Source organism: Lachnoclostridium sp. (genome assembly GCF_031997925.1).
Classification (GTDB): domain Bacteria; phylum Bacillota; class Clostridia; order Lachnospirales; family Lachnospiraceae; genus Lachnoclostridium.
In genome coordinates this window covers 15,768-29,085 of the sequence record NZ_DAMADT010000037.1, presented here as the reverse complement: position 1 = coordinate 29,085, position 13,318 = coordinate 15,768, and the positions used below count along the sequence as shown (strand labels likewise).

General features: G+C 32.0%; 12 protein-coding genes. All 12 read left to right on the top strand.

The annotated features are described in order from the left end of the window. Positions 1-284: 284 nt before the first annotated feature. A complete protein-coding gene (gene rpmH, locus RTP52_RS17820; protein ID WP_012201940.1) occupies positions 285-419 on the top strand; it encodes a 50S ribosomal protein L34 in 135 nt (44 codons plus the stop codon). 231 nt (positions 420-650) lie between these two features. Further along, on the top strand, positions 651-1,001 hold the full coding sequence (gene rnpA / locus RTP52_RS17815) for a ribonuclease P protein component (protein ID WP_312105810.1): 351 nt from the start codon (positions 651-653) through the stop codon (positions 999-1,001). Between the two features lie 127 nt (positions 1,002-1,128). Continuing rightward, complete coding sequence (yidD, locus tag RTP52_RS17810) at positions 1,129-1,341, top strand: membrane protein insertion efficiency factor YidD (RefSeq protein WP_312105812.1); 213 nt, start codon at positions 1,129-1,131, stop codon at positions 1,339-1,341. Between the two features lie 52 nt (positions 1,342-1,393). Further along, on the top strand, positions 1,394-2,722 hold the full coding sequence (locus tag RTP52_RS17805) for a YidC/Oxa1 family membrane protein insertase (protein ID WP_312105813.1): 1,329 nt from the start codon (positions 1,394-1,396) through the stop codon (positions 2,720-2,722). Next, positions 2,722-3,555, top strand: coding sequence for an RNA-binding cell elongation regulator Jag/EloR (gene jag, locus RTP52_RS17800; protein ID WP_312105815.1), 834 nt, complete (start codon positions 2,722-2,724; stop codon positions 3,553-3,555). The genes RTP52_RS17805 and jag overlap by 1 nt, the downstream gene beginning before the upstream one ends. A gap of 367 nt (positions 3,556-3,922) precedes the next feature. Then, positions 3,923-5,299, top strand: coding sequence for a tRNA uridine-5-carboxymethylaminomethyl(34) synthesis GTPase MnmE (gene mnmE, locus RTP52_RS17795; protein ID WP_312372750.1), 1,377 nt, complete (start codon positions 3,923-3,925; stop codon positions 5,297-5,299). A 239-nt stretch (positions 5,300-5,538) separates the two neighbouring features. Then, positions 5,539-7,422, top strand: a complete 1,884-nt coding sequence (mnmG, locus tag RTP52_RS17790; RefSeq protein ID WP_312103418.1) for a tRNA uridine-5-carboxymethylaminomethyl(34) synthesis enzyme MnmG — start codon at positions 5,539-5,541, stop codon at positions 7,420-7,422. Between the two features lie 231 nt (positions 7,423-7,653). After that, positions 7,654-8,382, top strand: coding sequence for a 16S rRNA (guanine(527)-N(7))-methyltransferase RsmG (gene rsmG / locus RTP52_RS17785; RefSeq protein WP_312372745.1), 729 nt, complete (start codon positions 7,654-7,656; stop codon positions 8,380-8,382). A gap of 83 nt (positions 8,383-8,465) precedes the next feature. Further along, a complete protein-coding gene (locus tag RTP52_RS17780) occupies positions 8,466-8,954 on the top strand; it encodes a GNAT family N-acetyltransferase (protein WP_312372744.1) in 489 nt (162 codons plus the stop codon). A gap of 100 nt (positions 8,955-9,054) precedes the next feature. Then, positions 9,055-10,155, top strand: coding sequence for a sensor histidine kinase (locus RTP52_RS17775; RefSeq protein WP_312372743.1), 1,101 nt, complete (start codon positions 9,055-9,057; stop codon positions 10,153-10,155). A 2-nt stretch (positions 10,156-10,157) separates the two neighbouring features. After that, positions 10,158-10,799, top strand: coding sequence for a response regulator transcription factor (locus RTP52_RS17770; protein WP_312372742.1), 642 nt, complete (start codon positions 10,158-10,160; stop codon positions 10,797-10,799). Between the two features lie 1,663 nt (positions 10,800-12,462). Next, positions 12,463-13,317 (top strand): ParA family protein, encoded by an 855-nt coding sequence (locus tag RTP52_RS17765; RefSeq protein ID WP_312372741.1) that lies wholly within the window; start codon positions 12,463-12,465, stop codon positions 13,315-13,317. Position 13,318: the final 1 nt, after the last annotated feature.

Genomic DNA, 13,318 nt, shown 5'->3' with positions numbered 1-13,318 from the left:
AAAAAACAACATATATATAGGAAGAAACTAAAACACTGAAAAAGAAAAATGAGAAATGACTAAAACATTAAGTGTGCGAAAGAGTAATAGTCAGTTATTTCTTAAATGCGACAAAATAAGAAAAAAGAAAGAAAGTATAATAGATGGTAAAACGGATAAAATCATGGTAAAACAAAAGATTTACTTGACGTAGCATGTCTTTCCTACTATAATGGTAATGCTATTTAAAATAGAGTAAATAGGCTTACCATAAAGAAAAGGTAGTTTAAAGGAGGTGTTTTCGAATGAAAATGACATTTCAGCCAAAAAAGCGTTCCAGAGCTAAGGTTCATGGATTTAGATCAAGAATGAGCACATCTAACGGTAGAAAAGTATTAGCCGCTAGAAGAGCAAAAGGAAGACATAAATTATCAGCATAGGTCGCAGTTCATGTGACCTTTTCTTCTAATACGTGAGGATAAGGAGTAGCTATGATATGCTATCCAAGGGACAAGAGAGGCAGTTAACCTAGCATAATTTGAAATAGAATGAAACTTTTCAAAGTGTGAGGAAAACTGGCTCGTCTTGTATACACGACTATTTAGAAGTAAGTAGAACAAAATGACAGTAGACAAGCCAGTAGGGCCTTGTCAATAAGGAGATTTTGAATATTGTCAGAATCATTAAAAAATAGTCAACAATTCGGTTATGTATATAAAAACGGTAAGTCTTTTGCTAATAAGTATTTAGTAATGTATGTTTGTAAAAATGAGTTGTCGGTTAATCGTTTAGGAATATCGGTTAGTAAAAAAGTTGGTAATAGCGTAGTAAGACACCGGATAAGCAGATTAATTAGAGAAAGTTATCGATTAAATGATTCAATATCTAATAGTGGTTTAGATATTGTAATTGTAGCAAGAGCAGGATCCAAGGGAAAAAACTATTCAGAAATTAGCAGTGCATTAATGCACTTGGTAAAGCTGCATAAAATAGTGAAGAGCAGTGAACCAGATAGAAATTGAGTTTTAAAGCATGAAATGAATGGAGTAAACGATTGCTCCTTTTATTATTGACAAGTAAGTCAAAAAAACTGGCCTTTCCTGTTAAAGCAGGTAACTATGCTATCTGCAGAGAGAAAAGATGAATGTGATGAAACGAATTCTAATAGAAATAGTTAAATTATATCGAAAATATATCTCACCAATGAAGAGAGTTCCAACCTGTCGTTTTACTCCAACCTGTTCGGAGTATGCACTAGAGGCATTGCAACGATATGGTGCTATCAAAGGAAGTTATCTTTCTGTGAGAAGAATTCTTAAGTGTCATCCGTTTCATAAAGGGGGATTTGATCCTGTTCCTTAGGATGGCCTTTTTTGAGTTTTTAAGTTTACCTTATTTTTAAGGAGGAAAATTAGTGGACATAACAGTATTAACTCAGGTAACTGGTATTTTAGGACCATTTGCTTGGGTGATGGGTATTATTTTAAATGGAATTTACGAATTTCTTAGCATCTTTGGAATACCAAACATTGCACTATGTATTGTTATCTTTACCTTTGTAATTAAGATGCTTATGCTTCCATTAACAATTAAGCAACAAAAAGGAAGCCGTTTATCAGCCAAAATGAATCCAGAAATTCAGAAGGTTCAGGCAAAGTATAAAGGTAAAAAAGATCAAGCATCGATGCAAAAGCAGCAAGCAGAAATGCAAGAAATTTATGCAAAATATGGTTCATCTCCATTGTCTGGATGCTTACCATTATTAATTTCTTTACCGATTATGTTTGCATTATATCGTGTAATCTATGCAGTTCCTGCCTATGTAAATGACGTTAAGAGTTTATATGATGTGATAGCTCAGGGAGTTATAAATATTCAGGGATTCCCAGAAGCGTTAGCACAGTTCTTAAAAGATAATGCTATAGCGGTTAATACGACTGCATTTTCAGAAGCATTAACCTTAGGTCATATGGATGTTGCAACAAATAAACTAATCGATATTTTTGCACAGTTTAAGACTGCAAACTGGGAAGTATTTATATTAAAGGATACATGGAATGCAAATTATCTTCAGTTCTTAACCAGTGATAACTTAACTGCATTACAAAATTTCGTAAGTGGTATAAATGTAAAGGAAGCTGTTGAACAGATTATTCATATCAATAGATTTATTGGTAATAATCTAAACATTCTTGATGCTCCAGGATTTACATTCCCTGGTATTTTAATACCTCTAGCAGCAGCAGGATCACAGTTTGCACAAAGTAAGCTTATGATGGCAGCAACTCCACAAAGCACATCTGATGATACCCCAGGTGCACAAAGTTTAAAAACTATGAACACTGTTATGCCTGTCGTATCCGGTATTTTCTGTACCTTCTTACCAATCGGTGTTGGTATCTACTGGATTGCAAGTAGTGTTGTTCAGATTGTACAGCAGATTTTTATTAACAAATATCTTGATAAGACAGATATTGATGATATGATTGCTAAAAGTGTAGCAAAATCCAATAAGAGAAAAGAGAAGTATGGTGTTGTTAAAGGTAATACAATGGCAAATGTTGCAAAGAAAACAACGAAGGCTATTGATGTATCTAGTAAGACTACTTCTGAAACAAAGACAAGCAATAAAGAAAAAGAAGCATCAAATTATAAAAAAAGTAATGTATCCTATGCTGCAGGTAGTATCGCAGCAAATGCTAACATCCTAAAGCGTGATAGTGATAAGGGGGATAAAAAATAATGGAGGACTGGAAAGAGTTTACGGGTAAAACAGTAGATGAAGCTTTAACAGAGGCCTTATTAAGTTTTCAAACTACGAGTGAAAAGATGGAATATGAGGTTATCGAGAAAGAATCAAAAGGTTTACTTGGAATGTTTTCAAAGCCTGCAAAAATACGTGCTAGATTAAAATTTAGTATTGATGGAGTAGCAAAGAACTTTCTTGATAAGGTTTTTAAAGCTATGGGAATTGATGCAACAGCAGAGGTTTTATTTGATAAAGAAGGAGAAAATGTAGACATCAATATTGTCGGAGATGATATGGGTGTACTAATTGGTAAGAGGGGACAAACCCTAGACTCTCTTCAATATCTAACAAGCCTTGTTATTAATAAGAATAACGAAGGTTATCTTAAGGTAAAACTAGATACAGAAAATTATCGTGAGAGAAGAAAAGATACATTGGAGAACTTAGCAAAAAATATTGCATCCAAAGTAAAAAGGACTCACAAACCTGTATCATTAGAACCAATGAATCCTTATGAGAGACGTATTATTCATTCCGCTTTACAAAATGATAAATATGTTGAAACTCATAGTGAAGGAGAAGAGCCTTTCAGAAAAGTTGTTATTAGCTTAAAGAAGGGAGTAACTCTTCATAATAACAATAACAATAGTAATCGATTTGGAAATAAAGATTTCAACAAGAAAGGTTTTAATAAGGACAGCAAGAAGGAATTCCATAAGAAGTACGGCGGAAATACAAAAGATTACAGTACTGATTATAAGAAGGACTATGCTGCATACTTAGAAGCAAAAGCAGCTGCAAAGGTGCCAGACGCTAATAAGGAATAATAAGCAGAGTAGTCAAAGCGGATATTCGCAATCCGCTTACGCTACCAGCTCTACCTCATTCCACTACGTGGCATTTCAGGCAAGTCCTTACCACCGCTTTAAAAAAGCGAAGGATTTTTCTGAGGAGGTTAAATTGTCAGGCTGTGACATAGGTAAGTATCTTGGTGGTACTTCCTGTGTAACAGCCTTTCCTAAATTTGGAACCTAGTCAATGTTTGATTATTAGAAATGCGTTTGAAAAAGTTCTTATTGCGAGTAATGATACGATTTCTAATATATAGATAGATGTTGTAAAAGATAGATTTTATCAGATGTGAAAATTCAACTTTTGAACAGAATTAGAATTAATACGGAGGATATGGGAGACATGAAAACAGATACCATTGCCGCCATAGCAACAGGACTGAGTAATGCGGGAATTAGTATAGTTAGAATAAGTGGAGATCAGGCCTTTGCTGTGATTGATAAGATATTTCAAACTAAATCAAAGGCAAAACGATTATCTGAGATGGATTCTCATACGGTACACTATGGTTATATCGTTGATGAAGAGGAAATCATTGATGAAGTTATGGTGATAATCATGCGTGCTCCAAGAAGTTATACCATGGAAGATAGTATAGAAATCGATTGCCATGGTGGAATTACCGTAACAAAAAAGGTATTAGAAACAGTATTAAAAGCAGGTGCAAGAATTGCAGAGCCTGGAGAGTTTACGAAGCGTGCATTTTTAAATGGCAGAATAGACTTATCTCAGGCGGAAGCAGTAATTGATATAATTCATGCGAATAATGAATTAGCCTTAAAAAACTCTATGAAGCAATTAAAGGGTAATGTACTTCATAAAGTAAAAGAAGTAAGGCAAAGTGTAATTTTAGATACAGCTTATATTGAGGCTGCACTCGATGATCCAGAGCATATTAGTTTAGAAGGGTTCTCTGAGAAATTAAGAGAAAATGTAAGTAGAAGCATCAAAGAACTTTCTGAGCTTATTAATACGTCAGAAAATGGTCGTATGATTAAGGAAGGAATTCGTACAGTCATATTAGGTAGACCAAACGCTGGTAAATCTTCTTTATTGAACTTAATGGTTGGAGAAGAGAGAGCTATTGTAACAGATATCGCAGGGACAACAAGGGATACGATTGAAGAGTCAGTATTTCTAAATGGTTTATGTTTAAACCTTATTGATACTGCAGGTATAAGAGAAACCTCAGATTTGGTTGAAAAATTAGGTGTTGAAAAAAGTTTAAAGAGCGCAAAGGAAGCAGACTTAATTATCTATGTTATTGATGCATCCACACCATTAAACCAAGATGATGAAGAAATACTAAAATTTATTAAAGATAGAAAAGCAATCGTACTTTTAAATAAATCAGATTTAGACCCTGTAATTGAGGAAGAAAAGATAAGTATTCTTACGAATAAGCCTATCTTAAAAATTTCTGCAATTCATCAAACAGGAATTAAAGAATTAGAACAGACAATTACAGAGATGTTTTTTGAAGGTAACATTTCTTTTAATGACGAAATTTATATCACAAATATGAGACATAAGAATGCACTTGTAGAAGCAAAGATTAGTTTAGAGCAAGTAATTGTTAGTATAGATAACGAGATGCCAGAGGATTTCTTCTCTATAGATCTGATGAATGCATATGAAATATTGGGAACAATCATCGGTGAGTCTGTGGATGAGGATTTGGTCAATACCATATTTAAAGAATTTTGTATGGGTAAATAGTTTTAAGTTATACACAGTATTTATCAAATGTAGTTTTGTGATTTTAACCTCTCAGGGAAGTCCCCCCGCTTCTGTAAGCGGGGGTAAGGACTTGCCTGTTTCAGCAGGAGTTCAAGCTCCTGCTAAAATGCCACGTAGTGGCAATGAGGTTATGAGCAAGTAGCGTAAGCGGATTGCGAATATCCGTTTTGACTCTATCACACAAACTTAAGATAATGTACACTAGAATGGAGGTAAGTATGACTAATCAATATGAAGCTTATGACGTTGTGGTGGTGGGAGCAGGTCATGCTGGTTGTGAAGCCGCATTGGCATGTGCACGTCTAGGTTTTAATACAATAATGTTTACCGTAAGTATGGATAATATAGCATTAATGCCTTGTAATCCAAACATTGGTGGAACATCCAAAGGACATCTTGTACGTGAAATAGATGCCTTAGGCGGAGAAATGGGAAAGAATATCGATAAAACTTATATACAATCTAAGATGCTAAATCAATCGAAAGGCCCTGCTGTACACTCATTAAGAGCGCAGGCTGATAAGATGGATTATTGCAGGGAGATGCGTAAGGTGGTAGAAAATACGGATAACCTAACGCTGCGTCAAGATGAGGTAATTGATATTCTTACAGAAAATAATCAGGTAACAGGAGTTAAAGTTTATTCTGGTGGAGTATATCCATGTAAGGCAGTTATCTTATGTACTGGAGTTTATCTTAATTCCAGATGTATCTATGGCGAAACCAGCCATTATTCCGGTCCAAATGGATTACCATCAGCGAATCATTTAACAGAAAGCTTAAAGAAGCTTGGAATTGAAATGTATCGTTTTAAAACGGGTACTCCTGCAAGAATAGATAAAAGAAGCATAGATTTTAGTAAGATGGAGGAACAGTTTGGTGATGAAAAAGTTGTACCATTTTCCTTTACCAATACTCCAGAAGATATCGATAAAGAACAAGTTTCTTGTTGGTTAACCTATACCAATGAAAATACACATGATATTATTCGTGATAACATTCACCGCTCTCCATTATATTCTGGTAACATAAAAGGTACAGGTCCTAGATACTGTCCTTCTATCGAAGATAAGGTTGTTAAATTTCCAGATAAAGAACGTCATCAAGTATTTATAGAGCCTGAAGGCAATTATACCAATGAAATGTATATCTCAGGTATGTCAAGTAGTTTACCAGAAGATGTACAGTTTAATATGTATCGATCTGTTTCTGGATTAGAAAATGCAAAAATTGTTAGGAATGCCTATGCTATTGAATATGATTGTATTAATCCAATGCAATTAAAATCAAGTTTGGAATTTATGTCAATCAGTGGTTTATTTAGCGGTGGTCAATTTAATGGTAGTTCTGGCTATGAGGAAGCTGCAGCACAAGGATTAATGGCAGGTATTAATGCAGCTAGAAAGTTATCAGGAAAAGAGCCAATTGTGTTAGATCGTTCTCAGGCGTATATCGGTGTTTTAATAGATGATTTGGTTACAAAAGAAACACACGAACCATATCGTATGATGACATCAAGAGCGGAATATCGTTTGATTCTTCGACAAGATAATGCAGACCAAAGACTTACCAGGATTGGGCATGAAATAGGATTAATTAGTGAAGAGCGTTATGAACATCTAAACAAGAAAGAAAGAATGATAAGAGAAGAGATGATGCGATTAGAAAATAGTTTAATTGGTGCATCAAAAGAAGTTCAAGAAATCCTTGAAGGTCTTGGAACAACAACATTAAAAACAGGTACTACATTAGCAGAACTTGTTAGAAGACCAGAATTAACCTATGCCGTGTTAGCCCCTCTTGATAAAAATAGAGAGCCATTACCAGAAGAAGTGATTACTCAAGTTGAAATTAACTTTAAGTATGATGGTTATATTAAAAGACAGGAACATCAAGTGGAACAATTCAAAAAATTAGAAGGTAAAAAGATTCCGGAAGACTTGGATTATTCTGATGTACCTTCTTTAAGAATCGAAGCAAAACAAAAGTTAAATCAAATTAAACCAAGTTCTGTAGGACAAGCATCACGTATTTCTGGTGTATCACCGGCGGATATATCTGTCTTACTAGTCTACTTGGAGCAAATAAGAAGAAAAAAGTAAAAAATATTTAATTGGAAAAATAGAAACTTTTCTTTCTATTTTATAATTTTAAATTTTTATTAATTGGAAAAATTGGAGACCCTATAATATAATAAAAGGAGTCAACTCACTAGAATGTCTTTTTAGATTAAGTAGTTGGTTGGCTCTCTTCTTCTTATTATTAGGAAAAGAGGTTTTTTATATTTATACATTATGGTATAAACGGTTACATGAGAAATCGTGGAGGTTTAAATGAGAGACAATTCGGCTTTTATTCAAGGGCTTCGTAGCCTTGGAATGGATTTAAATAAACATCAGTTAGAGCAATTTGAGACTTATTATGATTTGCTAATTGAATGGAATTCTTTTATGAATTTAACAGCAATAACAGAGTATGAAGAAGTAATACAAAAACATTTTCTTGATAGTCTATCACTTATAAAGTCATATCAAATTAAATCAGGAGATACTTTACTAGATATGGGTACTGGAGCAGGTTTTCCTGGAATACCATTAAAGATTGCATATCCTGAGTTAAATGTATTGCTAATGGATTCTTTAAACAAAAGAATTAACTTTTTAAATGAGGTTATAAATAGGTTAGATCTAAAGAATATATCTGCAATGCACGGTAGAGCGGAAGAACAGGCAAGAAAAATTGATTTTCGAGAGAAGTTTGATTTGGTTGTATCAAGGGCTGTTGCAAGAACAGCTTCTTTGGCAGAATTATGTTTACCATATGTGAAAAAGGGAGGTTACTTTATTCCTTATAAATCGGGAAAAGTTAATGAGGAGTTAGAGGAAGCAGAATATGCTCTAGAATGTCTAGGTGGTAAGTTAGAAGAAAAAATGACCTTCACCTTACCGGATACGGATATGGAACGTACTTTAATTTGTATAAAAAAAGTAAAGGAAACTCCGAAGTCTTATCCAAGAGGCGGAGGGAAACCTTTAAAAATGCCTTTAATAAGAAAGAAGTAATATTTATTCAATGATAAATTGATTCTGCGGATATAATTACTTTCATTATAAAAAGGAGCGAAAGCGCCAGAATAGGGGTTGTTATGTATATTCAAGGTAAATTAATAAATCCTGGGGAGGATTTATCCGAATGCTTTAAAATTCGGAAAGAAGTATTTGTAGAAGAACAAGGAATACCAGAAGAATTAGAGTTTGACGATTTAGACAAAACTGCATTGCACTGTATTATTTTTTCAACTGGTAATGAACAGAATGAGGAGCAAAGCAAGGCTGTTGCGACGGGAAGACTACTACTATCAGAAGATGGAACATTCAAAATAGGAAGAATTGCAGTACGAAAAGACGAACGCGGAAAACACTATGGTGATATGTTAGTTAAAATACTAATTAGCAAAGCGTTTGAATGTGGGGCAAAAACTGTTATGTTGAGTGCTCAAGTTCGTGTAGTTAAATTTTACGAATCAATTGGTTTTAAAACTATGGGTGAAGTATACATGGAAGATGGTATAGAACATATTAGTATGAAACTTGATCAACAGGATTTATGTAGAACTTGTCAAAAAGAAAAATAATCTTATTTATATCCTTTTACGATAAAATAGACATTTTATATATTTTATGTTAAAATATGTTATAGTTAGTTTAAGACAAGAATAGTGAGGATTTATACACATGGAAAAAACTCATAAGGATATAATCAACGAGATTGGGCAAACAAAAGAGGCTATGGAATTTTGTTATGAGATGTTAAAAAAATTAGAAGAACAGTCTCATAAACTAAGTGAAAAAGTCGATATAGTTAAAAAGCAGAAAAAAGAGTTGGAACATACCTTAGAGAAAATGAATGAAAATCTAGATAAAAATCATTTATTATTCTCTCCTTATGAGGATTCAAAAAAGATTAAGGAAGAAGATTATATTAAGAAGGAATTAAATCAACTTAAGGACAATCTTCCTAATATAATAAATCTTTTGGAACAACACTATGACTTAAGAAATAAGTATCAATTAATACTAAGTTGTCTAACTAATTTATTAGATAGGCAAAATATAGATTTAAAGAATTTTGAGTCAGAAATTTGTACGGAAGAGTTAATTAACCATGAAGCTCTTGGTCTTAAGATACTAGAAACACAAGAATTAGAGCGTCAGAGAATAGCTATGGATTTGCATGATTCAACTGTGCAGAATTTAACTTCTCTGGTACATAAGACTGAACTTTGCATCAAGCTATTTGATTTAGATGCTATTCGTGCAAAGCTTGAGTTAGCAACTATGATTGAAAACATTCGATTAATTATTCACGATATGCGGGAAATTATATATGATTTGCGACCAATGACATTAAATGATTTGGGATTGAAAGCAGCAATCGAGAGGTATGTCGATAATTATAAGAGACATAATAAAATACAAGTTATAGTTACTATTGATGAAAACTTTGTAATAAAAAATCAAGTAGTTAGTATTACAATTTATCGTATTATACAAGAGGCGTGCAGTAATATTTCTAAGCATGCAAAAGCTACTACTTGCAAAATAGATTTATCACTTAAAGAAGAAGCAATTCAATTAACAATTGAAGACAATGGTATTGGTTTGGAAGAAAGTTCTAAATGCAAAGAGACTATATGTGAAAGATGTGGATTTGGATTATCCAATATGAAAGAAAGAGTTTATTTGCTTTCTGGAAAATTTTCTTTAGAATCAAATAATAATAACGGGACTAAAATCATTGTAAGTATACCATGCTGTATTGATAAGGGGGATTAATAATGGGCACAATTCGTGTAGTAATTGCAGATGATCATAAGATGGTCAGAGAGGGTTTGAAACAACTTCTGGAACTTGACGGCGATATTCAAGTCGTTGGAGAAGCAAGTGATGGTGAACAGTGCATACAAAAAATAATGGATACAAACCCAGATGTGTTACTCCTAGATATTAATATGCCAACAATGAATGGATTACAAACTTTACAAGAGCTAAGAAGAAATAATAGTAAACAAAAGGTTCTTATGTTAACAATCCATAATGAGATAGAGTATTTATTGCGGGCTGTTGATATTGGAGTAAATGGGTATATTTTAAAAGACTCGGAGTCATCTGTATTAAAGAAAGCTATTTATACAATTTATCAGGGAGAAACCTATATTGAGCCATCGTTAACTCCTGAATTAAAAGAGCGCATGCAAAGTCCAAGCTTGTGTAATACAGAGATTTTAACACGTAGAGAAGTTGATGTATTAAAATTATTGGCAGAAGGTTTATTTAACAAGGAAATTGCTTATCGCTTAAGTATTAGTGAGAAGACAGTGAAAAATCATGTTTCTAATATTTTCAAAAAGATTAGCGTTTCTGACCGTACACAAGCTGCTGTTTATGCAATTAAAAACAATTTTGTAAATATGTTTTAATTATATAAAGATAAGGGATAGAGTTTAATCTATCTCTTTTTTTAGTTTTTATGTACAAGTTTAATAGTAAATATTTTTGTCTTCGTTAAGTTATATATAAAAATAATACCCAGTTTTTAGTAAAATTATTGTTTTGTACCGTAAAGTGTTAATCTACTTCTTAATATCATTCAGTTTATGTTTCACTTGTGGACTGTGTAATTTTCTTCGCGATAAAATGCAAAATGCGCACAGATTAATTTAAGATTTTTATATCCCAAGAAATTAATTAAATATGTTCTCCTGTAGATTATTTTATATAACATATCCTCTGTAAATATAATTACTCATATAGTTATACTCTCCATAATACCTAAAATTTATCTAAAATCTATAGTATTAAGAGAATATAAACAATGTTTCACGTGAAACATTATAACAAAACTAAAACATAGGGTTGATGTTATTATATAACTTTGGAAACTAAAAGTTTAATGGTGTTAGTATATAGCCAAGGACAAAAAAAGTTTAATGGTGCTAAACACAAAAGTTTAACACTTTAAAATAGTTTAATGAAAGTTGTTTCAAATTTTCGAGAATGGTATCAGTTATTGAATTCAAAAAAATATATAGTTGTCTGCATCAAACTGATCCTATATTAGTAGTGAATATGGTGTAGCAAATGCAATCTATAAATGGATAAAGTATTATATCCATTTATAGTATGAAGTAAATAAATTATATCTAAGTAATATAGAGCTACATTATTAAAAAAAGAAAATGAAATCGTTACCGTCATTTTCTCAATAAAACGATAGAAGAAATTGTTCCTATAAAAAATCTAAATTAAACAATCTAAATTAGAAAGCATAAAAATCCAAATCAGAAATGCAAATTAGAAAGTATAAAGAATCTAAATAAAAAATACCAAATTATAAAGCATTAAAAAAATCAAAAAAATCAAACCAAAAGGTATAAAAAAATATAAATCAAAAAATAAATCAAAAGATACTATTAAAGCCTTAAATAATATAACAATCTCTGTTTAAATATTAATCCGTAAATTGAAGTAAATAAGCTTAAGGTTGAAGTTCAAAATACTTTAGGAGAAGTATATGCAGACATGCTGATCAAAAATTTATAAAATATAATGATAGTTGAAAAAAATTCAACTTAGGAGAGTATAGCATTATTGTCTTACATGAAGTATCGCTCAGTCTAATAAAATATACTAATTTTAAAATTAAGCGTAGAAGAAAAAGATGACCTCGTAAATAAACATTTACTAGCAATAACCCCAAATGGGTACTCACAGTATTTATCTATCATTAAATTAATTGTAGAATATGTTAAAGAGACTTATAATGTTTCACGTGAAACACTATAAGAATTCCTAATTTGCTTTATTAATTAACTCTACTTAGTACAATATTTATATGTCTTTATATCTTAGAAATTAAAATTTATTCTTTATTTATTTATGAGATCAAGTAAAATCATAAGAAAAAACTTAATAAAATAAAGCCTCTGCAAATATTAAAATTTAATTATGAAACAATATTGAATGTAGAAAAAAGTAATTTTTTTGGATTTTTTATGTTTTGTTACATAATATCTATAGCTATCTATATCATATCGTGTTATAATTAAAAAAGTTAGCATAAGAAAGATGAAGGATGATAATATGGGAAAAACGATAGCAGTTGCAAATCAAAAAGGTGGGGTTGGGAAAACAACTACTGCAATAAATTTAGCAGCATGTTTAGCGGAAAAGGGCATGAAGGTGCTTGTAATTGACATTGATCCTCAAGGTAATACTACAAGTGGCCTTGGCATCAATAAGGCTTCTTTGCAAAATACTGTTTATGAGCTTATGATTGGGGAATCTAATGTTGAAAAATGCATGCATGACAGTATCGTACCAAATCTTGTTGTTATTCCATCAGATGTTAATTTAGCTGGTGCTGAAATAGAGCTGATAGGAATTGATGATAAGGAATATATACTTAAAAAACATATTAATCCAATTAAGGATTTCTTTGACTACATTATTATAGACTGTCCTCCTTCGCTAAATACGTTAACAATTAATGCAATGACTACAGCTGATTCTGTACTCGTACCAATACAATGTGAATATTACGCTTTGGAAGGTTTATCTCAGTTAGTACATACAATTAATCTTGTGAAAAAAAGACTGAATGCATCACTAGAAATTGAAGGTGTTGTATTTACTATGTATGATGCTAGAACGAATCTTTCCTTGCAAGTTGTAGAAAATGTAAGAAGTAATTTGGAACAAAACATATATAATTCTATAATTCCGCGTAATGTCAGATTAGCAGAAGCACCAAGTCATGGATTACCAATTAGTATTTATGATCCAAAATCAGCAGGAGCAGATGCATATCGTGATTTGGCAGATGAAGTAATTAAGCAAGATCATAGAAATGTGGAAGAAGAGGTTTCTGTTCAAACAAATAAAGATACTCAGAAAAAGAAGGGAAAAAGTTTGTTTGGACGTAGAAAAGGAGAGTAGT